This is a genomic window from Leadbettera azotonutricia ZAS-9, from assembly GCF_000214355.1.
In the GTDB taxonomy this organism is placed as follows: Bacteria; Spirochaetota; Spirochaetia; order Treponematales; family Breznakiellaceae; genus Leadbettera; species Leadbettera azotonutricia.
Genome location: NC_015577.1, coordinates 124,789 through 147,910, shown reverse-complemented (window position 1 = coordinate 147,910; position 23,122 = coordinate 124,789). Strand labels below are relative to the sequence as shown.

The following is a 23,122-nucleotide window of genomic DNA, read 5'->3' as shown; positions in this document are numbered from 1 at the left end:
GCGCCTGTCAAAGTACACAGATCACCATAGTGTCATTATGGCTCCGGTTGGTAAGTTTGCCGTCCTTTCCGTATACAGGGCAAAGCTCTGTACCCGAATAGCTTAAATGGAAGTGCCTATCCCCCATAATCTGCACAGTTTTATCTATCTCGGCATTCTTTTCATAGCCCAGGGAAAAATAACGGCCTATGCAGGAAAAGATGAGGACAGATCGGTCCGCCGCTTTTGACACGACTTTTTTCAGGGCTTCTTCCGAGAAGGCGAGCACGCCCTCGGCATTGATGAAACCAACAGTCAGTTCTGCGCCCACGGGGATCTTGCCGCCGCAGACTGCGGAACCATCAGGGGTGATGGCAAACATCACACGGATAACAGGCTGGGTCCCATCCTTGTAATCCTGAATGAAGGGGTACGCATTGACGCCCTTGATAGCGCCATTCTCGTCCTTTTCAAGGCCCAGGGAAGTGAGATATTGCGCGACCGAAACACCGTTGACCCCCTTGAGCTGATTGCCCTGGGAGGCGGTCACAATCCCCTTTTCCCTGAAAGCTTCTTCTTCAGCGATGCCCGCGATGAAAAAGAGGGGATCAACCTTGCCATAGCAAAGAACGAAAACATAGCGATCTTTTGAGGCTTCCTTGTTCAGGATGGTCTGGGACTCATGGTAATCAGGGTTGTGATCCACTGCAAGAGTCCCAAAATTGGGCACATTCCCGGTAATAGCCGTCCAGGCTTCCACAAAGAAGTCGGCGGACACATTCATCAGGAGGGGGGCGAAACTCAGCATGAGGGAAGGCTTGTCGGCACGCTTGCCCGCGATCCTGTCCCAGGCAGCCTTGAGGGGCTTGTCGTCCTCCGCAGAAATCGGGTCCGTAATGCCCACATCGAATTCCACATCATCGCTGGTAAGGACAGTGATGATAAGGAGGACCTCCCCCTGTATGCCTGTTGCGGCGGCTGCAAGGGTGGTAGTGCCCGCAATAGGGAAGGGAAGCTTCTCTGCCAAAGCGGCCACCACGCCTGAGGTGATAAAATCAGCAAAACAACTGATTAAACCGACCGAGTTTCTCTTTAATTCGCTTTTTTGAAGCTGGGCCAATATGCCGGAAACGGCTGTTTCAGGATCGTCCGCTTCGGCGGTTTGAAGGATTATTGTTTTGATCATACTCTAAGAATATCACATTCGGAAAAAAAACGCAATATTTCGAATTTTTATTCAATTCCTTCCATTATGGAACGTTTTCTTCAGAACCGGCCTCTTTGGCCTGGGCTTCGCTCTTTTTTGCCATTACCGCCTTCCGGGAACCCAGCATTATGGAAATGGGTTCCAGCACCGGCACGCTTTCGCAGGCTATCTTGATAATCACCATCATGGGGACCGCAAGTATCATACCCGCAAAACCCCAGAGCCAGCCCCATATAAGGAGCGAAAGAAGCACCACGATAGGCGAAATACCGAGGTTGTCCCCCATGATCTTGGGTTCAAGCACATTGCCGATTACCATATTGGCTGCCAGCATGATGGCGACTACCGCGATCACCGGACCAGGATCAGGCCAGAACTGGAGCAGGGCAAACACCGAAGCGGCAACCCCCACGGCGATGCTCCCCAGGACAGGTATAAAATTCAGGATAAACTGGGCAATGCCCCAAAGAACAGAAAACTCCAGACCCACCAGGCGGAGGGCGATGCCCACAATAAGCCCTGTCGCCAGGGAGATAATAAACTTGATGGAAAGGTAGCGGCCTATCTCTTTCATGATATCCGTAGTGATCTTTTTTATCTGCCCTGCCTGCTTGCCCTCGAATGCTGTCTCGATTTTTTCCTTAAAGAACACCGCCTCGAAAAGCAGGAATACCACAAAAATTACCACCATGACCGCGTCTTTAAGGAAGGTGAGGAAAGTGTTCGACAGGGAAAGGGTGATAAGCCTGACCCTGCTGCGTATGCCCAACTGGCCCCAGAGGTTCTCGAAAAAGGAAAGATGCTCGTCGTAGGGCAGCTCGAAGAAACGGCCCAGGTAACGGTAGATTTCGGTGAGCCTGTCCTCGTACTTGGGGTAGAGGGTAAGGATGCCCCTGACAGATGAAAAGAGCATGGCCCCTATAAAGGTGAGTCCGGCTACCACGACCGCCATCGCCAGCAGTATGGAGAAAAGCCTTGGCACGCGGAATTTTTCCGGAATAGCAACCAGCGGGCGCATCACAAAAGCCAGCAATATGGAAATTGTAAAGGGAAGTATCACCGAGGCTGTAAGCTTGAGCACTGCCCCTGCCAAAATGCAGGTGATGATTGCCACAAGAAAAAAATTCGCCCTGCCGGAATTAAAATCCCTAAAGCGCTCTTTCGGATCTTTCATACATTGTTAGCATATCATATATTGAAAGTTTTGTCATGTATGGTATGATACTGCATGAACCCAATCAGATCATTAAAAAGGGCAAACAGGCTTTATGAATCAGTTTTTATGCTTGCATTGTCGCTTTTTTGCTTTGGGGCATCTGTATTCAGGTACATATATACCGGCACCAGGGTTTTCCTTTTTTTAAACTGGAATTTGTTTTTGGCCTTTGTGCCCTGGGCATTGACCAGCGTTGCGGTTATGAAAACGAATATCCAGCATTCCAAAATCACCATAGGCACTATCATGCTTTTTTGGCTCATTTTTTTTCCAAATGCGCCTTATATCTTTACGGATCTATTCCATCTTCGCCAGACTCCCTCCATACCTGACTGGTTCGACCTCATACTGATCCTGTCCTTCGCCTGGACAGGGCTCCTCTTTGGCATTTTGAGCCTCTGGGATATTGAAGGAATTTTGAGCAGGAAAATAAAATGGGTTTATATTAAAATAATATCCACACTATTGCTGTTCGCAGGAAGCTTCGGCGTTTACCTGGGCAGGTATCTCCGCTGGAACAGCTGGGATATTATAACAAGACCTTTCAAGGTATTGAACGATATAGGCGCACGGTTTATCAATCCTTTCGAACACCAGACAACCTGGGGTATGACTATTTTTATGGGGCTGTTTTTGAATATCATATACTGGTCGTTTTATATTATACGGAAACGAAATAAATGATTACCGGGAAATTATGATATGCAAGGAAGGGGTGATGCTGTAAGGGAAACAACAAAGCGATCCCGTCCGGCTTCTTTTGCCTTGTAGAGGGCCGTGTCCGCTTTGTTGAACAATTCCTGGTAGCCTTGCCCGTCATACGGGGAAAAGGATATTCCGATGCTTGCAGTGATGCCGTTTTCGCCGCCCGGGGGTATGATCTTTTGCCATTCATCGCGAATCTGCCGCGCTTTGTTTTCGGCAATGGCGGCGGAGCCGATGCTTTTGCAAAAAACAGCAAACTCATCGCCCCCCAGGCGGCCGACAATATCCGTCCCGCGCATCACCTTCTGCAAAGCCTGCGCGCATTCCCACAAAACCTTGTCCCCTGCAGCATGACCGTAATGATCATTAACAGTTTTGAAAAAATCCACATCGATCATCATAAAGGCATTAATCTGATCTTTTTCCTGCCGGAGATTCAGGATGGTGCTCACACGCTGTTCAAAGGCGCCTCTGTTCCAAAGCGCAGTCAGCACGTCTGTTTCTGATTTGATGGTGACAATGCTCAGGTTGATAAGATGCTCGTCTATCTTCCGCACCATGGATTTCAAAGCCTCGGCAAGGCTTTGGAACTCGTCTTTGGTATTGATTTCCATGGACAGAATCTCGGATGCGCCAATCGCTGCCGTGTTTTCCGGAGGGGTCTCCAGGCTGTTGAGAAGGAAGCTGTCCGCCGCTTTTGCTATGACATTGATCGGATGGATGATGATTTTCCTGATGATATAAAGGGAAATTACCGTAAAAACCACTGTAGTTATAAGTATGATAATCGCAAGCTGCCACAGATATGCCGAGCGTTCGGCCACCACCTGGTTAACATCAAAATCAATACCTACATATCCTTTGCACATTCCGTCGCTGCCGTAAAGCGGCTCGTTTGTCGTTATTGTCCAGCCGTATTGGGTAATGCCCATGATAGTGTCAATTTTTCCGCCATTCCGCAGCTGCTGCTCTGTGGCTTCAGGATACAGAGGCCCGGTTTTGCCTGTATCTTCATCGACATACAAAAACGGGTCAAAATCCCCTAATTCAGCCGCCATATCCGAAGTGTCGGTGTCAAATATATAGTAGATCCCCTCGTCCGCCATGGTAAACACATACAATGTCTTGGCCCCGCATTCGTCCCGCGCTTTTGCAAGCAGCTCTGCGGTTCCCCTGTACTCTTCATCCATGGTCAGGGTTTCAAGGTATCTGTCCAGGGAATCGGCATTGATGGTCAGGGCTATAATGCCCGCAGTAGTCTCGCCCAGCCTCCAATAATAGTCTTCCGTTGCGCCTTTGAACCTTATATACCCGACTATCATCGTAACAGCGCTTATTGCCACGATCATAAAGATGATTAATGCTGTCAGCCGGCTGCCCACTGAGCGCATGGCCTTTCTTCGCTGTCCCATGGGCGTAGTATAGGGCAATAACCGCACTTATGCTACACCGTTGGGGGCTGTCTACTTTTGTATACACTTTGTCCGGAATCAATTCGCGGCATTATTTATTTCATCGTATAGCGCAAGCCCCTGATGCAAGGATAATTGAAAATCATCCTGCGTATTAGGCTCCGCTGTTATTACCACCATTAATTTCTTGTCTTTATTGATAAACACATATTGTCCGCCATGGCCACGCATTATTGAAATATCGCGGGCCGTATCCCTCCACCAATAATATCCAAAGGCGATATTTTGCTCCCCTGTTTCGTTTGAGGGAACTTTTGCCGAGGTCATTTCCGATAGCCAGCCGGCGCTGACAATCTGCTCTCCATTCCAGACACCGTTGTTGAGCACAAGCTGACCTAACTTTGCCATTTCCCGGGGCGTAGTCAGAATACCAAATGCCCCCAAGGTAACGCCGTCTTTATAGGTAAACCATTGTATTCTTTCCATTCCAATTTTGTCGAATAGAACTTCCTTGGCCCAGCCGCATACTGTTTTATCTGTCGCTGATTGTATTACGGCTGAAACAATATGCGGATCGCCGTCATTATAATAAAAAGAAGTGCCAGGCGAATTACGCATGCTCAAATTCAATATAAAATTTACGCTGTTCGACGGTTCCTCGCGCAATAGCTGGGATGTTTCGCCTTTAAACCCGTCATTGTCAAAATTTATACCGGATTTCATCATAAGCAGATTCTCTATTGTTATTTCGCTTTTTGATGAAGGTGTTTGTGAAAGGTACATAGAAATTGGCGCGTTGATGTCTATCAATCCCTTGTCAACAGCTATCCCGGCCAATACGGCGGTAAATTGCTTGGTCGCCGACCATATCGCTCCGGGATTAATTCTGTCATCCATTGTTTTCATATAACTTTCAGCCACAAGCTTGTTATTCCTGAATACAAGAAGACTCCTGATTTGCCATAAATCCCCGTCATTATGAACATAGCGATATATGTTGTCTAACTGTGCACTATTGATATTTTCCGCAACCGGATCAGAAATTTCCCATCCATCACCGAGAGCCGGCGGAGCATACGTCCCAAACGTTATTTTAAGCGGCTTTTCCATGAGGCATGAACTTGACATGCATGAAACAAATAACAAAAAAACGATATTTGAAAATGCTTTTGCTTGCTTCATAATGACATCTTCCATAATAAGCTGTGGTTCAAGTCTTCGTATTTTATCCCATAATTAGTTTCAAAATAATCAAATTCATATGAGAACGAATGAATTTTGGAAACATTGGGGACATATTCGACTGCGATAATTGTGTGATTGTATTTATTAAAACTTCCAAATTGCATATCCTTATGCGGATGGATAAAGAAATCGCTCGCTTTGAACGAATAAAAATAGGGATCGTTTTTTTGAGTATGCGAAACAAACCCTAATAAAGAATTTTGTGCCGAAAACCCGATACGTGTCTGGTTCCATTGATAGCTATACTGAATAATTGGCGAAAACCCAATTTCACTTGCCCAGAACAAATGTCCGCCATGCAAATCCGGGTACATTTGATAACCGTAATCCATTGTATAATGAGCGCCTGCTTTTAAGGTATGCCCATTTTCATTAAGAACCGGCATAGTCCACGAAGCATTTATTGGCGATATTTTAATTTGATAACCGATCATTCCTCGATTAAAACCTGCCCCAAAGGAAAGTTTTGGTTGATACTGCACTTCGGAATCTCCAATTTTCCATGTTATGCCGTATAAATACTCCAACTGCGCGCCATTAAAAACCATGCCAAGATTAAACTGCTCTTTCATTTGCAAAAAGCTTATAACGATTGTATGCGATTGTTTTATTTGTCCATAAACCGGATTAAGGATAATCATCATCAATACAGCAATACTATATTTATGAAAGCTCAAATATCCACTCCTGTACTATTTTAATTTATCGAACAGATTTTGTAAAGGGATTTGAGCGTTTGTGTTTGAATCTAAATCCAATGGAAAGTATGAAAAAGAAACTTGGAGAATTTAAACTGGAAAATCATAAAAAATAATGATTTTTTGAATTCATCAAATAAGATGAATTTAATTCAGCAAATTCATCAAATAAGATGAGTCAATGAAATACCAAAAAATAATAATTTGGTGGTGGCGTCCTAAAAAGGCGTTTCAACATGACCGTTGCGTACGGTGATGATGCTATAGGTTATTATCGCCATATTTATATTTACCGATTATATGACCCCTGCCAATTATATTATTGCCACCGTCGGCATTGTTCAATTGGTTCACCGTGTTTGTATAATTATTTGGCTGATCAAAAATTCCAATGCTGGTTCCGGGTGCTTGCCTAAGGGCAAAAACTTCAATCCTGTAATTATGATCATAGGTATGCGGCGGATAAGGTCCTATATACTCTGACCCTGGTATATTTTCCCCCGTTAACTACGGTATAAAATGTTATAGCAAATGCAGATAATTTGTCAACAACTTTCAAAAATGGAGAAAAATACGAATTTTGCCCGCTGTAGGCTTGCGTTATACGATTCGCCTGTTGCTGCCTGGCGGATTCCCGGGAAGGTCTTCCCTGGTTCTGCGCCGCCTTGACCGCCCGGACGGTTATCCTCATTGGGGCTGCCATAGCTGATTGGTTTTTATTATGAAACTTGATATAATATTCACATGAGCGATTTGCGTTTCCATGTGCTGCCAAGCGCAAGGGAGCTAAAAACAGAATGTATACGTAAAAGCATACATTTTCTCATTGCCTTAAGCCCCACCATGGCTGCTGTAAGCAAGCCGCTTACTGTGGCAATCCTTGCGGCAGGGACTTTGCTCTATGCCTGTTTCGAAACTTTACGCCTTTTGGGGGTGAAGGTGCCCCTTGTTTCTTCCCTTACCAGCATTGCTTCGCGGTCCCGGGATAGGGGCCATTTTGTCCTGGGGCCTGTAACCCTGGGCCTCGGGGCCCTTCTGGCCCTTCTGCTCTACCCTTCGCCTGCGGCGTCTATTGCCATCTATGCGCTGGCCTTTGGGGACGGCTTTGCAAGCCTTATAGGCAAGTTTTTTGGGGTTCACCGGCCTTCAATCATGCTGGGAAAGAGCATCGAAGGCTCCATGGCCTGTTTTATCGCGGTTTTTATGGCGGCTATCAAAGTTTCGGGCAGCATCCAGATAACCCTGGCTGCTGCCATCACCGCTACCCTTGTAGAAGTTCTTCCCCTTGAAGATTACGACAACCTTGCCCTGCCCATAGCAGTGGGTTTTGCTGTTCAAGCCTTCCTATAGCCAAAGGTACACCTTATGCAGCCATGTGCAGATGAACCAGGTTCCTGCTGCCAGGATGAAGAGCCCAGGCATCAGGACTGCCCAGGTATCAGCGTGCAAGAGCATGTTTCTGCCCGCATAGACGAGAAGGGTCCCCAATCCTACAAAAACATATTCTTTTACCCCCCTGGTATAGGAAGAAACCAAGAAGCTGGCCACGGTGATGAGGAGTACGCCTGTTTCTACAACTATGAACATTCCGGGAAAGCCCAGGAGCATGGCCAGGGAAGAATCCCACGAAAGGCCGTCTATGGGTATGCCCAGGGCAATGATCAGGGCGGCGGCAATAATGACAAAGATCACATTCTGCTGTTTTTGTATCTCCAGGCCCGAGGCGCAGATCGAGGCGGCAAAGAGCGAAAAAAGGCCGAAATAACGCCCAAAAACCAGGACCCGGGAGGTCCAGAGCAGGTATATATTGGAGAGTTCCATGGCGATGCTAAGGGGCACCATAATCCGCAGGAATTCGAAAGCCAGGGACATGACAAAAAGGGCCACATAGAAAATCTCCGGGGACTGGGTTTTTTCAAAAAAATAGTAAATCAGCGTAAGGCTTATAAGGGAATAAAACACTGCCGCCAGCATGGATATAAAGGGCGCGTATGGATTGCCCTCCAGCAAATCGGATGCGATGCCCTGGAAGAGTCCCGAGGCACGCCGGGCGCTTTCCCCTGCGGCATCAGGGTAGGCAGGGAAAGCCAGATAGGCCGAAGCCGCAATCAATACGAGGGCCAGGGCCGAGACAATTATGCCTGCTTTAAAGCAGTTATTCCGAACCGACAAGGTCATGCTCACAGCATAGACTATTCGGGTACAAGGCTCAAGACTTGAGCTTTTCTTCCGATAGTTATAAAGAGGAGAACCCCATGTTGAAGAAAATGCTTTGCGTTCTGATAATAAGCCTTACTTTTGGCGCTGCCCTTTGGGCAGGGGATACCGCCACATTTGTTGATCTCGGCTTTTCTCCCGATGGCAAGACCTATATGTTCGCCCAATACGGGGTTCAGATCGCAAGCCTTAAGCCCTGGGCCGACCTTTTCGTGGTTGACGTGCCCCGGAACAACTTTGTTTCAGGCGGGAAATTCACTTATGCCCACGATGCTCCGGTTGTGGCAGGCCAGGATGGCTCAGGCGCCCTTTACCGCATTATCACCAGGAACACAGCCATTGTAGACCGCTACAAGGTGAATTTCCTGCTCCAGGGCCAGCCTCTCTACATATCCCTGGACGGCCCTCTGGCAAGCCCCCTGGATTCCGTGGAATTCCGCGATTTCGAGTCCGGGTCTTCCTACAAAGCGACCCTTGTGCCTACAGTCGAAGGCTCCGGCGAAACCCTCAAGTCCTCTTTCTATATCAACCTTGAACGGACCAATAAAGACGGCACCCGGAGGTCCTACACAGTGGGCACCCCCCAGCTGAAACGCCCCCAGATCGCGGCCTACCGCATCAGGAAGGTGATGATAGCCCCCCAGGACGGCTCCATGATTCTTGTCATCGAGATGAAAAAGCAGAACGGCGGGGATTATGACATCCGCTACATGGTAGAAGCCCTGCGCCTCTAATCCTCCGAAGCTTCTTTAAAAGGCCTAAAAACCTGGGTCACCCCCCGGCCGTCTTCGTGCAGATAACGGAGGTAAAGCCGGGGTTCGAGTATCAATCGCTGCCAAAGCGCCTCTTTTTGAATCTCCGCTGCCATTTCCAAAATTTCCTCCCTTTTCAACCTTTGACGCATTTGGGAAAACATATACAGTCCGGCGGGGAGAAGAGTGTTTTTTTCGGTCTCTGGATCGCCCAGAAGCCTTGCTAAATCGGGTTCAAACTTCAGGCTTTCAGAAGGTTCAAGTCCAAAACAGAAAAGGGATTCGCTGCCCCCTTCAATCTGCGCAAAAGGATCCGGTTGAATTTCCGCGCCTTCGCAGGAAGCGAAAACAAGGGGGGCTGCAAGGTGGAGGCGGAGAATTTCAAATTCCATAACAAATTTATGATAATTTAAATGAAATTTAAAAAAAAGCGGGCAAAAACCAAAGCGCCCTGCATCCCAATGCCATATAGGGTATATGCGCAAGGGAATTCTATTATTGCTGTTTTTGCCATTTTGCCTTGAGATCGCATCCGCCGAACCCTCCTTTACCTGGGGCTTGCTCTGGTCGGGCTCCTGGGCCAACAGCTTCAGGGCTGCCGGACAGGCGGAAAACCAGGAGGCTTTCTCCGGGGAAGATATTTTTGCCGGGGGAACTCTGGCTAACCGGGGGGATTTCAATTTCGGGCTTCCCAACCTTGGCCTCCTTCTCCGTGTCCAGGCTGTGGACAAGCGGGTGCTTCCCCCTGATGACGCCAGGGCGCCGATTTTTACCCCTGGCTTTGGCATCTACTATGATGGTTCGGGCCCTGTTGGTTCCTTTCTTGGGAAGGGCAGGCTCTTGAGGGGTGTGCTTGACGAGGAGGGTCTCCCTGCAAGGATACGCAATGTCTGGGTTAAGTCGGCGCCTTTTGTGGAGAAACGCAAGCCTGCCATGAGCGAACTCAAAACCGAGGCGTCTTCCTCAAAAGAAAGCGAAACCTGCCTTTACCTGGGGCTGCCCCAGTGGGGGCATTTTTCCGGTTATGCTTCGACCCGGATTGATGATGATCTTAACCCTGCTTTTGGCTTTGGTGTTGAAACGAATTGGGGGGACAACTACAGCCTTGGCTTTGACGGCTTTTATACCCAAAAGGAATTGGCTGCCCGCAAGGCTTCGGGCTGGTTTTCTGCCGCCCCGCCCCTGCCTGAACGGGATTTCAGGTTTTGGGCTTTTGGCGCTGCTTTTAACACGCAAAATTTCGGACTGGCCTCGGATTTGGCGCTTTCCGAAGCTTTTGCCTTTGGCAGGGATATGTACGGGAATGCTGCTATAAGGATAGGGGACAAGCCCTGGAGGTTTTCCCTGGCGGCGGACGCAGCGGGAAGCCGTTATGTTGACAGGGGCGGCGCGGCGCCTGGCGCGGGTTTCAGGATGGCTTCGCGCCTGGAACGCCGCTGGGTGCGTTCGGGGTCTTTCCGTTTTGACACGGTTTTCCGGTCTCCGGGGTTTGGGGAAATTTTTAATCGGGGCGAAGCTTCAATCTACTTTAGGCCCTCGGCGCCATCGCCAAAAAACAGGCTCTTGTTCCATTTTAGCCGCGCGTCCCTTGCTTTGAGCAGGGACGCCAGGGTTCCCCTCAAGACTGAAGATTCCCTTCAGGTTATGGCTGGCTTCAACTTTGGCTCATGGAGAACTTCTTTATCGGGCGCCCTGCATGGCCGTTCCATTTTTGACGTTGATGAAAACCCGCTTCCCTTCCCCCTGCCGCCGGCTTTTGAAACTTTTGAATCTTTCAAGGCCGGGGGGGAATTGAACTGGAGCAAAGGCATTGTGAGTATCAGTGCTAAAACAGGCTATACCATAAAGGCTGAGAAAGAAAACATTTGGGACATTGCCGTTAATGCTTCGGTAAAGCCCGGCAAATGGGGAAGAGTGGGACTGAAAATTGCCTCCGACCAATTCCCCGAGAAGTGGAACTATACCCTCACCTGGCGGCTCGAAACAAATTCCCGGTAGTTTTTGAGGCTCTTTTGGAGCAGCGCCGGAGTGTCGAGGCCGTAGGGGCAGTTGTCGGTACAATGGCCGCAGTGGAGGCAGTTTTCGATTTTGGCCATGTTCTGCTGCCAGGTTTCCGAGACCCATTGGGCTTCAGGGGCCCGCTTTAAAAGGAGATTGATTCTGGCGCAGATGTTGATGGTTATCTCCGCCGGGCAGGGGAGGCAGTAACCGCAGCCCCTGCAGAAATCGCCTGCCAGTTCTTCGCGGTCTTTGGCGATTTTGGCTTTCTGATCGGGGGTTAATGGGGAAGTTTGCTTCATGGCTTCCAGGAGCTGATCCAGCTCAGTTTCCCGCTGTATGCCCCAGATGGGAACCACGTTGGCGTATTGGGCCATCCAGTTCCGGGCAGCGTATATGTCGGTGATGAGGCCGCCCGACAGGGCTTTCATGGCGATGAAGCCCACGTTCTTTTCCGCGCAGAGTTTGACAAGGGCTATGTCGGTATCGTTGGAGAGATAGCTAAAGGGGAATTGCAGGGTATCGTACAGGCCGCTTTCCACCGCTTCTTTTGCCAGATTCAATTTGTGGTTGGTGATACTGATGAAGCGTATCTTGCCCTGCTTTTTTGCCTCTGTCATGGCCTCGTAAAGGCCGGTACCGTCATTCGGCTTGGGGATAAAGTCGGGGTTGTGAAACTGGTAGATGTCGATGTAGTCGGTTTTAAGCTTGCCCAGGCTGGTTTCGAGATCCTTCCAAAAGCCTTCGGCATTTTTGGAGGGCGTCTTGGTTGCCAGGATGAATTCGCCCCGCCGTTTTGCAATGGAAGCGCCTATTTTTTCTTCGCTGTCCGTGTAGCCCCGGGCAGTGTCGAAAAAGTTGATACCCCCGTCAAGGGCTTTGAACAGGATCTTACCGGCTGTGGCTATATCCACCCGCTGAATGGGCAGTGCGCCGAAGGCATCCCTGTTAATGGTGAGGCCTGTGCGGCCCAATACGGTATTTGTCATGATCATTCCCCTTCTTTAATGGAGCCCCGCTCCGATAGCGGTAGTATACTCTGCATCCGGAGGGTATTCAAAGGCCACGGAATGCATCTTGGTAATTTCGGACAGAATTTTTTTGCCGATGGGATTGTTGCTGCCGCTGCCGGTAACGATAACCTGGTCTATGTTCCGGCTCCGGGCGGCAAAGACCGACATCATGCCGATAACCTGATACACCAGGTTGAGGATTCCCAGGGCAATATCCTCGTTCCGGGCGGTGTCCAGCATCTTGCCGAAGTTGGAGGCTGTGGATTCCTTGTTTAAAAAGCTGATGTCCGTTTCCATGATATCTTCCATAAGAAGATCCACCTGGTTCAGGTTCCCCGACTTTGCCAATTCCATAACATCGCTAAAGCCGGACATCATAAGCAGTTTTTTTGCCAATCCCAGGATGGTGCCGCCCCCGACCCCTGAACCTCCCAGATGAGAAATTTTGTCCTTCTTTGCCTCGATGATGGCGGTCCCTGTTCCTATATTGGCGATGACGATATTGTCCTGCCCCGAGAGGAACATGCCGCCAATACCGATGGCGGTAATCTCTTCCACCCGTTTGGTGGGGATGCCGAAAAGGTCATTGTTGATTTTGGTAGATCCCGCGCCGGTGATCCTGATTCCCTGGATGTCCGGCATCCTGATATTGTTCTCGACTATCATTTTGCCAAAAGCGCCAGTGGCGGAAGTCAGCGCATCGGAGGCGGTGGTTTTTATCATTTTTAGTACCTTGCCGGCCTCAATGGAAACTGCCTTGGTGGTGGTACTGCCTATATCTATCCCTATGATCATTGTTCAGACAGTTCCGACAGGGATATGGGTTTTGGAGTACTGTTCTCCCCCTCGGCTTTCGCAAGCTCCTCCATGAGTTCCCTGCCCCGCTTGGAAAGTTTTACAGGGATTTGAACCATGAGCTTGATATAGAGATTGCCCCTGCGTCCCTGAATCGGCACGCCTTCGTCGCGTATGCGAAGCAGTTTGCCGTTTTGTATGCCTGGGGGGACTTTAACCTTGATGGTTTTGCCTTCGAGAGTGGCGACTTGTATTTCCGCACCTAAAGCAGCCTGTGTTATGGAGATGGGAACCGCGCAGTATAGATCCTCGTCCTGGCGTTCAAAATATTCGTGGGCCTTTACGCGTATAAAAACATAGAGATCCCCCGGAGGGCCGCCGGCCGGCCCTGCATCGCCCTGGCGGGGTATGGCTACTCGTTTACCGTTTTCCACCCCTGATGGGATGGTAACCATGATCTTCTGCCGTTTTTTCTGGGTTCCCGAACCGCCGCATTCGGTACAGGGCTTTTCGATGATGTAGCCTTCGCCTCCGCAGGAAGGGCAGGGCTGAGCCACCGAGAAAAAGCCCGAGCTGCGGCGTACCTGGCCTGAACCCTGGCAGGTGGGGCAGACTTTTCTGCCCGCTCCGTTGGCGGCGCCCGAGCCTTTGCAGACCGAGCATGAATCGTTGCGGGTATATTGAATTTCGACCTTGGTGCCGAAGACTGCGTCTTTGAAAGGAATCTCAATGTCGTAGCGGAGATTTGCTCCCTGCCTCGGACCTCCCCCGCGCCTGGCGCCTGCGCCTCCGGGGCCGCCTCCGCCGAAGAGGCTTTCGAAGATACCCCCGAAAGAACCCATGTCTCCGAAGATGTCTTCGAAGCCTCTGAAAGTCTGCGAGAAATCCTGGGGCCCGCCACCCATGCCTTCGACACCGGCAAAACCGAACTGGTCGTAGGCCTGGCGTTTCTGATCGTCCCCGAGTATCTCGTACGCCTCGGTGGCTTCCTTGAATTTTTCCTCGGCTTCCTTGTTCCCCGGATTTTTGTCAGGGTGATACTGAATGGCCAGCTTGCGGTAAGCCTTTTTTATGTCGTCTTTAGAGGCGCCCTTTTGAACGCCTAATATGTCGTAGTAATCGCGCTTGGCCATTGTATCACCCTGTAAAAAAGTGTGGAGAATCTGCCTCCGGCAGATTCTCCCAAAGCAAAATCAAAACTTTGTTTTGATTTTGCTATTTATCGTCATCTACCACTTCGTAGTCTGCATCTTCGGCGCTTTTGGTATTGCCGCCGTTGCCCTGGGATGCGTTGCCGGGGCCGCCTGCTCCGGGGCCTGCCTGACCTGCATCGCCGGGGCCGCCCGCGCCTGGCTGGGCGCCGGTCTGCTTGTAGACCTCTTCCGCGATCTTGTAAGAAATCTGCTTGAGGGCCTCGCTCTTGGCCTTGATGGCTTCGAGATCCGTGCCTTCCAGGGCCTTCCTGAGATCGGCGATGGCTTCTTCGGCTTTGGCCTTATCGGCGGCGTTCACCTTGTCGCCCAGGTCTTTGATGTTCTTCTCCGTGGAGTAGACCATGTTGTCGGCTTCGTTGCGGACTTCCGCCTTTTCGCGTTCCTTCTTGTCCTCTTCGGCGTGGAGTTCCGCTTCTTTGACCATGCGGTCTATGTCGCCGTCAGAAAGGCCCGAAGAACTTTCGATGCGTATCTTCTGTTCCTTGCCGGTGCCGAGATCCTTGGCGGATACGTGGACTATGCCGTTGGCGTCGATGTCGAAGGTAACTTCGACCTGGGGAACTCCCCGGGGCGCAGGCGGAATGCCCACGAGGTCGAAGCGTCCGAGGGTGCGGTTCTGGTTCGCCATTTCCCGTTCGCCTTGAAGCACGTGTATGGACACCGCGGTCTGGCCGTCGGCGGCAGTGGAGAAAATTTGACTCTTCCGGGTAGGAATGGTCGTGTTCCTGGTGATGAGCTTGGTCATGACGCTGCCCAGGGTTTCGATACCCAGCGAGAGGGGGGTAACGTCCAGGAGCAGCACGTCTTTTACATCGCCCCCAAGGATACCGCCCTGAATAGCCGCGCCTATGGCGACCGCTTCGTCAGGGTTAACGCCCTTGTTGGGTTCCTTCTTAAAGAGATCCTTTACGATCTGCTGAACCGCGGGGATACGGGTTGAACCGCCCACGAGGATAACTTCGTCGATCTGGTCTGCATTGAGGCCCGCGTCTTTGAGGGCTTTAACGCAGGGGTCTTTTGACCTGTTGAGGAGGTCTTCCACCATCTGTTCAAACTTTGCCCTGGAAAGGGTTTTTTGAAGGTGCTTGGGGCCGCTTGCATCGGCAGTGATGAAGGGCAGGTTGATCTCCGTAGTCTGCATAGCCGAAAGTTCGATCTTGGCTTTTTCAGCAGCTTCGCGCAGACGCTGGAGGGCCATGCGGTCCTGAGCCAGATCAATGCCCGAATCTTTCTTGAACTCGGCAATGAGCCATTCCATGACGCGGCGGTCAAAATCATCGCCTCCCAGGTGGGTGTCGCCGTTGGTGGATTTTACTTCAAAGACCCCTTCGCCCAGTTCCAGGATGGAAACGTCGAAGGTGCCGCCGCCCAGGTCGTAGACCGCGATGGTCTTTTCTTTCTTTGAATCCTTGTTGAAGCCGAAGGCAAGTGACGCCGCCGTAGGCTCGTTGATGATGCGCTTCACCTCAAGGCCGGCGATTTTCCCCGCGTCTTTGGTGGCCTGGCGCTGGGCATCGTTGAAGTAGGCGGGAACCGTGATGACCGCTTCGGTAACTTCTTCGCCCAGATAGTCCTCGGCGGTTTTCTTCATCTTTTGAAGGGTGAAGGCGGAAATTTCCTGGGGGGAATAGAGCTTCCCGTCAATGTCCACCCGCACGTCGTCGCCCTGCTCCTTCACCCGGTAAGGCGCCAGCTTTATCTCGCTGGTAACCTCGGAGTAACGGCGGCCCATGAACCGCTTAATCGAGTAAATGGTGTTTTCGGGATTGGTGATCATCTGGTTTTTTGCAGGCTGGCCTACCACCCGTTCGCCCTTGCTGGTGAATCCCACGATTGAGGGAGTGGTGCGGCCCCCCTCGGAATTCTGAATGACCACCGGCTCGCCCCCTTCCAGGACTGCCACGCAGGAATTTGTTGTTCCCAAGTCGATTCCAATTATCTTACCCATAGTATGCTCCTCTTAATCCTATAATTTATTTTCCGGTTAATTTGATTCCGGCATAATTACTTTTACTTTTGCTGCCCTGATAACGCGATCTTTCAAGGTATACCCTTTAATCAGGTCTTGGGCAACTGTTGCCTCTTTGGCTTCCGCGGATTTCTCCATCATAATGGCCTCGTGGCGGTTGGGATCAAAGGGCTGGCCCTCTGAATCAAAACGCTTAAGCCCCCACTTGTTGTCCAACTGGGTCGAAAGGCGCTTCTCGATCATGGAGACGCCCTCGTAAAAACTTGCGAATTCCGGCGTGGACTGGGCCATGCCTTCCGCGACCTTGATGGCCCGGTCAAAATCGTCCATGGTCTGAATCAGATCCATGAGGAGGCTCTGATTGGCAAAGTCTATGGCCTCCTGCTTTTCCCTGGCCATGCGCTTGCGGAAATTCTCGAAATCCGCAGCCTTGCGGAGGTACTGATCGTTGGCTTCGGCCAGCTGTATCTCCAGGGCTGCGATTCTCTCCTCCGGCGTAAGCGGCTTTTCGGGGGCCGCCTGGGCGTTGCCGGACACAGCTCCCTGATCTTGCGCGGCGGCCTGGCCAGTTTCTCCGCCAGGTGCATCTGCCCCGTTTGCGGCTCCCGAAGCCCCTGCTTCTGCCTGGGGGGCGGCTTCCTCTTTCTTGACCCCTTCCTCTGGACCGGGGTTGTGGCTGTGCTTTGACATTAATACTTCCTATCGAAACTAATTATATTCTCATTGAAAAATACTTATTTTTGTACCCAATCGTCAACAAAAATCTTTAAAAAAACAACGTTTTTTTTAATTTTCCTAAATAAATAGGAAAATCGTGGAAACCAGGGTCAGAACTACGATAACCTTCCGGTATAGGGACTCTGAAATCTTCTTAATACTGACAACCCCCACTATTCCGCCTATCAAAATGAATGGGATCAAGGTCAGGTCCAGGGCCAGCACATCCAGGGTGATATTTTTCCATAAAAAGACCTGCACAGGCAGTTTTATATAATTCACTATGAGAAAGAACCAGGCCGAAGTGCCCACGAAGCTGTTCTTGGGTAGCTGCATGGAGAGGAGGAATACCGACATGATGGGCCCTGCGATGTTCCCGATAGTTGTGGAAAAGCCCCCGGCAATGCCGAAGAGGGCCGAAAACCACCAGGATGAGGGGGCAGGGGCGTCTTTTCCCCGGCGATCGTTCCAGATCATGACAATAAGGCCAGCCAGAATACAGCCTCCCATGAGGTACTTAAAAGCCTGAACCGGCACGAGAGTATCCACCCAAAGAGCCAGGCCAAAGCCTGCCAATGTCCAGGGGAGGAGCTTGATGATATATTTCCATTCCGTATGGCGGTTATAGTAGATAACTGCCAGCACATCGGCGAAGCAGAGCAGGGGCAGGTTGAGGCCGGTGGACGCCTTGGCCCCGAAAATGATGGCAATAATTGGAAAGATTATTGCGGTGATGCCGGTGAAACCTGCCTTCGAAAGGCCGATGCAGAGTCCCAAAACTATCCAGGCAGCCCATTTCCAGGGCACGTCAAGTTGCTGAAAAGGCAGGGATCTGAGGAATTCGCTCATAACTGTGCTCTTTCAAGGTTGAGGGTTTGATAATTCACCCAAACATGATACTCGAAATCAAGCTTTTCGGCTATGGAGGCTTTAGAGCCCTGGTTGACTATGTTCATTTTTTATGGTATGACTATTGAAAATGAACATGATAGCAAGAGGAATAAAATGATAGATCCTGGTAATCTTTTTGATAAGCTTGTAAAAAGGGGGACGGATTTTTTTACCGGTGTTCCTGATTCGCTTTTGAAAAATTTCTGCGCCTACATAACCGATCATGCTAAAGCTGATAACCACATTATTGCGGTTAACGAAGGATCCGCCGTTGCCCTGGCCTCGGGCTTTCACCTTGGAACCGGAAAAATCCCCTTGGTATATATGCAGAATTCGGGGATAGGCAACGCGGTGAATCCTCTCCTTTCGCTGACCGATCCCCTGGTTTACCGTATTCCCCTGATCCTTATGATTGGCTGGCGGGGTGAACCTGGGGTTAAGGACGAACCCCAGCATCTCAAACAGGGCAAAGTTACCTGCGCTTTGCTTGAGGCCATGGAAATACCCTATGCCATTCTTACACGCGATGAAGCTGATTTGAACGATCAGCTTGACGCGTGCTATGCGTCTTTGGAAAAAAATGGCGGCCCTTACGCCTTTGTCGTAAAGAAAGACACCTTTACTCCTTATACATTAACGCATACTGAAGAATATCCGGCTGTTGAGTTGACCCGCGAAGAAGCCATTGAGGAGATAATTCTTTCATCACCCCCGGAGGAGGCCTTTTTTACCACTACCGGCATGGCTTCACGGGAATTGTACGAATTGCGGGAAAAGCACCGTATGGGCCACGAACGGGATTTTCTTACCGTAGGTTCCATGGGCCACGCTTCTTCATTGGCCCTCGCTGCAGCCATGCAGAGAAGGGAGATTCCCATTACCTGCCTTGACGGTGACGGCGCAGTATTAATGCACCTGGGTGTATTGGGAACTATAGGTACCTGTAAGCCTTCCAATCTGCGCCACATTGTTTTGAACAACGGCGCCCATGATTCAGTGGGGGGCCAGCCTACTATAGGCTTCAAAGTTGACCTCTGCGCCATGGCTCTTGCAGCGGGATACCCGGAAGCCCATCGTGTGTATACCCGGGAGGAACTTCGCGCCCTTTTTACTGCACGTAAAGGTCCTGTTTTTATCGAAGTGCGTATACGCAAAGGCAACAGGGCGGACCTGGGCCGGCCCGGTACAAGTCCTGAAACAAATAAAAAAGCTTTAATGGATTTTTTAAGGGGAGAGTTATAATGATTAGATACGCAGTATTACTGTCAGGAGAAATGGATTTTTGCACTATCGGCGGAATACCTTTAATTGAACACACTGTCCGCAAACTCTTCGCCTCGGGAATAGAGGAGATGTTCATTGTGGTACATGCAGATTCTGCGGCAGGCTATGCTGAATTGAAATCCCGTTATCCTGGTATCGTAATTACCACCGGCGCTTTCCAAATTTCAGGTGATTTTCTCTTCCTGCGGAGCGGCCTTCTTTTTGACGCCATAGCCTTCCACGTCCTTATCAACGAGGCTCGTCCTGATGTGCAGCTTGCTTCCGGTTCAGGTGAACCCATAGGCATTGCCAAACTGCAAAATTCAGCCCTGGAAAAAATGTACCCAAAAATGGAGATTCCGTCTCAAGCTGTAACAAGGAAAATCGCAACACTCCTTTGGGGAAAAATCGAAACCGGTGCCGCTGCCCAAAAAACCGAACAAGATCTCTACCCCCTGATACAGGAAGCCGAAGGCCTCCGCAGCGTCAGGCGTGAGGTTCTCCTTAATCCGGGTCCTGCTACCACAAGCGACAGCGTTAAGTATGCCCAAATCTGCGCAGATATATGTCCCAGGGAAAAAGAATTCGGCAATCTCATGGAGTGGATCTGCACCGAGCTTTCCCTTATGGCAGGCAAACCAGGCAGGGTGGAAACCGTACTCTTCGGCGGTTCAGGCACCGCCGCCGACGAGGTGATGATTTCATCCTGTGTTCCCGATGAGGGAAAGCTCCTCATCGTCGATAACGGCGCTTACGGCGAGCGTTTTGCCAAAATCGCCAAGGTGTATAAACTCAATTTTGAAGTCTTTAAAAGTTCAGGTTTTAAGCCCCTGGATACAGAAGCGGTTAAAACAAAGCTTATAGAAGGCGCTTTTACCCATTTTGCCATTGTGTACCACGAAACCACTACGGGCCTGCTTAACCCCGCGCCCGAACTTTGCCGCTTTTGCCATGAACACGGAATTACCACCATTGTAGATACAGTCAGCGCCTTTGCGGCTATTCCCATCGACATGGACAGGGATGGCTTTGATTTTATGGCCTCAACCTCAAACAAAAACATTCAGGGTATGGCCGGCGCTGCCCTGGTTTTTTGCCGCAAGGAAGCTCTTGCACAGATAAGCGCTTACCCCATGCGGAACTATTACCTTAACCTTCAGGATCAATACAACGGCTTCAAGAAGACCAAACAAACCCGCTTTACCCCGCCTGTGCAGACCCTCTATGCCCTGCGCCAGGCAATTATTGAGGCAAAGATTGAAACAATAGAAAAGCGTTATATCCGTTATTCCGCCTGCTGGGACATACTTGTCAAAACGGTAAAAAAATTGGGCCTCTCCATGCTGGTTCCCGAAGCAGCCCAGTCTAAGCTTATTACTGCCATCATCGATCCTGCATCTCCTGCATATTCTTTTGATGCGCTCCACGATCTTGCCCGCAGTAAAAGTTTTACTATTTATCCCGGCAAACTCTCTGACGCCAACACATTCCGAATTGCCAATATCGGGGATATACAGCCGGAAGAAATGACGGCCTTTGTCAAAATTCTGGAAGATTACATTCAAACATTATAAGGACTTTAGCATGAAAACAATTTATTTGGGGCTTCGGGGCGATATCATCCACCCGGGCATCATCAACATTATCAGGGAAGCTCAAAAACACGGGCAGGTACTTGTGGGCCTCCTCACAGATTCTGCAATTGCCGCCCACAAACGCCTCCCCTACCTCACCTGGGAACAGCGTCTCGAAGTGGTAGAGAACATCAAGGGCGTATCCAGGGTAGTACCCCAGGAAGAATGGAGCTATGTACCCAATCTGAAAAAGTATAAACCCGATGCCATTATCCACGGCGATGATTGGAAATCGGGTCCCTTGAGTAAAGAGCGCGGCCATGTCTATGCAGCAATGCAGGAACTGGGCGGTGAAGTTATCGAGATCCCCTACACCCAGGGTGTGAACTCCTCAGCTTTAAGCGAAGCCATGCGCGCCATAGGCACCACCCCGGATATCAGGCTTAAAACATTACGGCGTCTCCTCGAAATAAAACCAATAGTACGAATTATGGAGGCCCACTCGGGCCTCTCGGGTCTCATCATCGAAAACCTCGAAATCCAAAGCGAAGACGGCCTCCGCAGTTTTGACGGTATGTGGTCATCAAGCCTCACCGACTCCGCCAGCAAGGGTAAGCCCGATATCGAAGCCGTTGACCTCACTACCCGTATGCAGGATCTCACCAATATCCTCGAATGTACTACCAAGCCCATCATCTTTGACGGCGACACAGGCGGCAAGAGCGAACACTTCGTGTTTACTGTCCGTACCCTGGAACGGAACGGTATTTCGGCAGTTATCATCGAAGATAAAATCGGCCTTAAAAAGAATTCACTTTTTGGCACCGATGTAATCCAGGAACTCTGCCCCATCCCCGAATTCTGTGAAAAGATCAGCGCAGGAAAACGCGCCCAGGTAACCCGTGACTTCATGATCATAGCCCGCCTTGAAAGCCTCATCGCAGGCTTCCCGGTTTCTGACGCCCTTGAACGCGCCAGGGCTTTTGTCGCGGCCGGGGCTGACGGCATCATGATACACAGTAAAGAAAAATCAGGCAGCGATATACGCGAGTTCTGCCTGAAGTTCCGGGCCGAATACGAAAAGGTACCGCTGGTTCTTGTTCCTACTTCTTATAATCAGTTTTTAGAAAAGGAACTTTGCCAATGGGGAGCGTCAATTATTATTTATGCTAACCACATGCTCAGGGCTTCTTATCCGGCAATGATGAATGCGGCGCGGACTATACTGGAGAACGAGCGGGCGCTTGAAGCAGACAAACTCTGTATGCCGATAAAGGAAATTCTTGAATTGATACCTGGGGGAAAATGAACTGCTCTAGAAAAACAAATGGGTCCCAAACTGGTCAACCAGTACTAAAACCCCCAGCGCCGCAGTATACGCCGCAAACCCAAACAGCGAACGTTCCTTCACGATCTTGAGCATAAACCGTACCGAGAAAAATCCCACTATCGCGGCAGCTATGGTTCCCGCTGCAATGGCGCCGACGCCAATACCCCCGTCCGCGCTTGCCCCGGCAGGCGCGCCCCCCGCCAAATCCTTCACCTGGAGCACCAGGGCGCCAAGGATTGCCGGAATCGAAAGGAGGAAGGAAAAACGTGCGGCGAAATCGCGATCCAGCTTGCGGGAAAGTGCACCTGAAAGGGTGGAGCCGGAGCGGGAAACACCAGGGATAATGGCGACAGCCTGGAGTAGGCCTATGATCAGGGCGTCAAGCCAGGTCATGGACTCGCGGGTTCGGGGTTTTCCGCCTTCTCCCGCCTTGTTTGGTCCGGCCCTGCGGAAAAGAAGCTCGGAAGCCACCAGCAAGATCGACGTTGCAAGGAAGGCAAAACCCAAAAAGCCCCCCGAAGCGAAGGCTCCTTCGATTTTATCCTTGAACAGGAGGGCAAAAACCACTGCAGGAAGGGTAGCGATAATCAAATAGAGGGTCAAAGGCTGAAAAATACGCTTTAGTATAGCCCAAATATCCTTCCAGAGCACTGCGAACACCGCAACAAGGGTTCCAACGTGAACCATGGTGTCAAAAAGCAGAGCCGACTCGGTAATTCCGAATATTTTTTGAAGCAAAACCAAATGCCCCGAACTGCTCACAGGCAGGAATTCAGTTATCCCCTGAACTACACCCAGGATCAAGGCTTCGAAAATGGTCATTATAACTCCTGTTGGATTAACCTTATTACTAAGATAAAGTAAAAACAAGGGAGGCAATTCCCAAATGAAGCTGACGCTGTTTGAAATATAATGTTTATATATATT

General features: G+C 50.2%; 22 protein-coding genes. 7 read left to right on the top strand and 15 right to left on the bottom strand.

The features are described from left to right. Positions 1-7: 7 nt before the first annotated feature. A complete protein-coding gene (locus tag TREAZ_RS00680; RefSeq protein ID WP_015709853.1) occupies positions 8-1,165 on the bottom strand; it encodes an FIST N-terminal domain-containing protein in 1,158 nt (385 codons plus the stop codon). Between the two features lie 64 nt (positions 1,166-1,229). After that, entirely contained in the window at positions 1,230-2,360 is a 1,131-nt protein-coding gene (locus tag TREAZ_RS00675) for an AI-2E family transporter (protein ID WP_015709852.1), read from the bottom strand. Positions 2,361-2,414: 54 nt separating this feature from the next. Between TREAZ_RS00675 and TREAZ_RS00670 the strand changes: the two genes are divergently transcribed. Next, the gene (locus TREAZ_RS00670) at positions 2,415-3,086 is read left to right on the top strand and encodes a DUF1361 domain-containing protein (protein WP_015709851.1); all 672 of its coding nucleotides are present in this window, start codon (positions 2,415-2,417) and stop codon (positions 3,084-3,086) included. Positions 3,087-3,097: 11 nt separating this feature from the next. Here the strand turns inward: TREAZ_RS00670 and TREAZ_RS00665 are convergent, their stop codons facing one another. The 4 genes from TREAZ_RS00665 to TREAZ_RS18715 form a co-directional block, all read right to left on the bottom strand. Then, positions 3,098-4,519 carry a GGDEF domain-containing protein gene (locus tag TREAZ_RS00665; RefSeq protein WP_245535068.1) on the bottom strand — a complete coding sequence of 474 codons (1,422 nt, stop codon included), beginning with the start codon at positions 4,517-4,519 and terminating at the stop codon, positions 3,098-3,100. Between the two features lie 78 nt (positions 4,520-4,597). Next, positions 4,598-5,701 carry a serine hydrolase domain-containing protein gene (locus TREAZ_RS00660; RefSeq protein WP_015709849.1) on the bottom strand — a complete coding sequence of 368 codons (1,104 nt, stop codon included), beginning with the start codon at positions 5,699-5,701 and terminating at the stop codon, positions 4,598-4,600. Continuing rightward, positions 5,698-6,441, bottom strand: a complete 744-nt coding sequence (locus tag TREAZ_RS00655; RefSeq protein ID WP_015709848.1) for a hypothetical protein — start codon at positions 6,439-6,441, stop codon at positions 5,698-5,700. The genes TREAZ_RS00660 and TREAZ_RS00655 overlap by 4 nt, the downstream gene beginning before the upstream one ends. A 282-nt stretch (positions 6,442-6,723) precedes the next feature. After that, complete coding sequence (locus TREAZ_RS18715) at positions 6,724-6,936, bottom strand: YbhB/YbcL family Raf kinase inhibitor-like protein (protein WP_425357472.1); 213 nt, start codon at positions 6,934-6,936, stop codon at positions 6,724-6,726. 270 nt (positions 6,937-7,206) lie between these two features. Between TREAZ_RS18715 and TREAZ_RS00645 the strand changes: the two genes are divergently transcribed. Continuing rightward, entirely contained in the window at positions 7,207-7,812 is a 606-nt protein-coding gene (locus TREAZ_RS00645; RefSeq protein WP_015709847.1) for a diacylglycerol/polyprenol kinase family protein, read from the top strand. Here TREAZ_RS00645 and TREAZ_RS00640 read toward each other — a convergent pair. Then, positions 7,807-8,640, bottom strand: a complete 834-nt coding sequence (locus tag TREAZ_RS00640; RefSeq protein WP_015709846.1) for a hypothetical protein — start codon at positions 8,638-8,640, stop codon at positions 7,807-7,809. The two genes, TREAZ_RS00645 and TREAZ_RS00640, sit on opposite strands and share 6 nt — an antisense overlap. A gap of 77 nt (positions 8,641-8,717) precedes the next feature. Between TREAZ_RS00640 and TREAZ_RS00635 the strand changes: the two genes are divergently transcribed. Further along, positions 8,718-9,413, top strand: coding sequence for a DUF2259 domain-containing protein (locus TREAZ_RS00635; RefSeq protein WP_015709845.1), 696 nt, complete (start codon positions 8,718-8,720; stop codon positions 9,411-9,413). Here the strand turns inward: TREAZ_RS00635 and TREAZ_RS00630 are convergent. Continuing rightward, the gene (locus tag TREAZ_RS00630; protein ID WP_015709844.1) at positions 9,410-9,823 is read right to left on the bottom strand and encodes a hypothetical protein; all 414 of its coding nucleotides are present in this window, start codon (positions 9,821-9,823) and stop codon (positions 9,410-9,412) included. The two genes, TREAZ_RS00635 and TREAZ_RS00630, sit on opposite strands and share 4 nt — an antisense overlap. A gap of 115 nt (positions 9,824-9,938) precedes the next feature. Here TREAZ_RS00630 and TREAZ_RS00625 point away from each other — a divergent pair, with 115 nt between their 5' ends. After that, complete coding sequence (locus TREAZ_RS00625; protein WP_148257616.1) at positions 9,939-11,429, top strand: hypothetical protein; 1,491 nt, start codon at positions 9,939-9,941, stop codon at positions 11,427-11,429. On the opposite strand, the gene TREAZ_RS00620 is transcribed toward TREAZ_RS00625, so the two are convergent. The 6 genes from TREAZ_RS00620 to TREAZ_RS00595 form a co-directional block, all read right to left on the bottom strand. Continuing rightward, a complete protein-coding gene (locus TREAZ_RS00620) occupies positions 11,390-12,418 on the bottom strand; it encodes an aldo/keto reductase (RefSeq protein WP_015709841.1) in 1,029 nt (342 codons plus the stop codon). The two genes, TREAZ_RS00625 and TREAZ_RS00620, sit on opposite strands and share 40 nt — an antisense overlap. Before the next feature lie 15 nt (positions 12,419-12,433). Beyond that, positions 12,434-13,237: an acetate and sugar kinases/Hsc70/actin family protein gene (locus TREAZ_RS00615; RefSeq protein ID WP_015709840.1), complete on the bottom strand. Its 804-nt coding sequence runs from the start codon at positions 13,235-13,237 to the stop codon at positions 12,434-12,436. Next, on the bottom strand, positions 13,234-14,370 hold the full coding sequence (dnaJ, locus tag TREAZ_RS00610) for a molecular chaperone DnaJ (protein WP_015709839.1): 1,137 nt from the start codon (positions 14,368-14,370) through the stop codon (positions 13,234-13,236). Before dnaJ ends, TREAZ_RS00615 begins: the two co-directional genes overlap by 4 nt. An 82-nt stretch (positions 14,371-14,452) precedes the next feature. Continuing rightward, a complete protein-coding gene (gene dnaK, locus TREAZ_RS00605; protein WP_015709838.1) occupies positions 14,453-16,399 on the bottom strand; it encodes a molecular chaperone DnaK in 1,947 nt (648 codons plus the stop codon). A gap of 36 nt (positions 16,400-16,435) precedes the next feature. Beyond that, positions 16,436-17,110 carry a nucleotide exchange factor GrpE gene (gene grpE, locus TREAZ_RS00600; protein ID WP_015709837.1) on the bottom strand — a complete coding sequence of 225 codons (675 nt, stop codon included), beginning with the start codon at positions 17,108-17,110 and terminating at the stop codon, positions 16,436-16,438. A 105-nt stretch (positions 17,111-17,215) separates the two neighbouring features. Beyond that, positions 17,216-17,986, bottom strand: a complete 771-nt coding sequence (locus tag TREAZ_RS00595) for a sulfite exporter TauE/SafE family protein (protein ID WP_015709836.1) — start codon at positions 17,984-17,986, stop codon at positions 17,216-17,218. 156 nt (positions 17,987-18,142) lie between these two features. Here TREAZ_RS00595 and aepY point away from each other — a divergent pair, with 156 nt between their 5' ends. The 3 genes from aepY to aepX are packed head-to-tail and all read left to right on the top strand — an operon-like array spanning position 18,143 to position 22,174. Continuing rightward, positions 18,143-19,270 (top strand): phosphonopyruvate decarboxylase, encoded by a 1,128-nt coding sequence (aepY, locus tag TREAZ_RS00590; protein ID WP_043923192.1) that lies wholly within the window; start codon positions 18,143-18,145, stop codon positions 19,268-19,270. Further along, the gene (locus tag TREAZ_RS00585) at positions 19,270-20,865 is read left to right on the top strand and encodes a 2-aminoethylphosphonate aminotransferase (protein WP_015709834.1); all 1,596 of its coding nucleotides are present in this window, start codon (positions 19,270-19,272) and stop codon (positions 20,863-20,865) included. Before aepY ends, TREAZ_RS00585 begins: the two co-directional genes overlap by 1 nt. Before the next feature lie 10 nt (positions 20,866-20,875). Further along, positions 20,876-22,174 carry a phosphoenolpyruvate mutase gene (aepX, locus tag TREAZ_RS00580; protein WP_015709833.1) on the top strand — a complete coding sequence of 433 codons (1,299 nt, stop codon included), beginning with the start codon at positions 20,876-20,878 and terminating at the stop codon, positions 22,172-22,174. Positions 22,175-22,180: 6 nt separating this feature from the next. Here aepX and TREAZ_RS00575 read toward each other — a convergent pair whose 3' ends face one another. Beyond that, positions 22,181-23,017 carry an undecaprenyl-diphosphate phosphatase gene (locus TREAZ_RS00575; RefSeq protein WP_015709832.1) on the bottom strand — a complete coding sequence of 279 codons (837 nt, stop codon included), beginning with the start codon at positions 23,015-23,017 and terminating at the stop codon, positions 22,181-22,183. Positions 23,018-23,122: the final 105 nt, after the last annotated feature.

Excerpts from the sequence above, each read along its gene's own strand:
- TREAZ_RS00620 (WP_015709841.1), bottom strand. The coding sequence starts at position 12,418 with ATGACAAATACCGTATTGGGCCGCACAGGCCTCACCATTAACAGGGAT.
- TREAZ_RS00640 (WP_015709846.1), bottom strand. The coding sequence starts at position 8,640 with ATGACCTTGTCGGTTCGGAATAACTGCTTTAAAGCAGGCATAATTGTC.
- TREAZ_RS00615 (WP_015709840.1), bottom strand. The coding sequence starts at position 13,237 with ATGATCATAGGGATAGATATAGGCAGTACCACCACCAAGGCAGTTTCC.
- TREAZ_RS00595 (WP_015709836.1), bottom strand. The coding sequence starts at position 17,986 with ATGAGCGAATTCCTCAGATCCCTGCCTTTTCAGCAACTTGACGTGCCC.
- TREAZ_RS00645 (WP_015709847.1), top strand. The coding sequence starts at position 7,207 with ATGAGCGATTTGCGTTTCCATGTGCTGCCAAGCGCAAGGGAGCTAAAA.
- dnaJ (WP_015709839.1), bottom strand. The coding sequence starts at position 14,370 with ATGGCCAAGCGCGATTACTACGACATATTAGGCGTTCAAAAGGGCGCC.
- TREAZ_RS00630 (WP_015709844.1), bottom strand. The coding sequence starts at position 9,823 with ATGGAATTTGAAATTCTCCGCCTCCACCTTGCAGCCCCCCTTGTTTTC.
- TREAZ_RS00680 (WP_015709853.1), bottom strand. The coding sequence starts at position 1,165 with ATGATCAAAACAATAATCCTTCAAACCGCCGAAGCGGACGATCCTGAA.
- TREAZ_RS00675 (WP_015709852.1), bottom strand. The coding sequence starts at position 2,360 with ATGAAAGATCCGAAAGAGCGCTTTAGGGATTTTAATTCCGGCAGGGCG.
- grpE (WP_015709837.1), bottom strand. The coding sequence starts at position 17,110 with ATGTCAAAGCACAGCCACAACCCCGGTCCAGAGGAAGGGGTCAAGAAA.
- TREAZ_RS00665 (WP_245535068.1), bottom strand. The coding sequence starts at position 4,519 with ATGGGACAGCGAAGAAAGGCCATGCGCTCAGTGGGCAGCCGGCTGACA.
- aepX (WP_015709833.1), top strand. The coding sequence starts at position 20,876 with ATGAAAACAATTTATTTGGGGCTTCGGGGCGATATCATCCACCCGGGC.
- TREAZ_RS00670 (WP_015709851.1), top strand. The coding sequence starts at position 2,415 with ATGAACCCAATCAGATCATTAAAAAGGGCAAACAGGCTTTATGAATCA.
- TREAZ_RS00575 (WP_015709832.1), bottom strand. The coding sequence starts at position 23,017 with ATGACCATTTTCGAAGCCTTGATCCTGGGTGTAGTTCAGGGGATAACT.
- TREAZ_RS00660 (WP_015709849.1), bottom strand. The coding sequence starts at position 5,701 with ATGAAGCAAGCAAAAGCATTTTCAAATATCGTTTTTTTGTTATTTGTT.
- dnaK (WP_015709838.1), bottom strand. The coding sequence starts at position 16,399 with ATGGGTAAGATAATTGGAATCGACTTGGGAACAACAAATTCCTGCGTG.
- TREAZ_RS00635 (WP_015709845.1), top strand. The coding sequence starts at position 8,718 with ATGTTGAAGAAAATGCTTTGCGTTCTGATAATAAGCCTTACTTTTGGC.
- TREAZ_RS00585 (WP_015709834.1), top strand. The coding sequence starts at position 19,270 with ATGATTAGATACGCAGTATTACTGTCAGGAGAAATGGATTTTTGCACT.
- aepY (WP_043923192.1), top strand. The coding sequence starts at position 18,143 with ATGATAGATCCTGGTAATCTTTTTGATAAGCTTGTAAAAAGGGGGACG.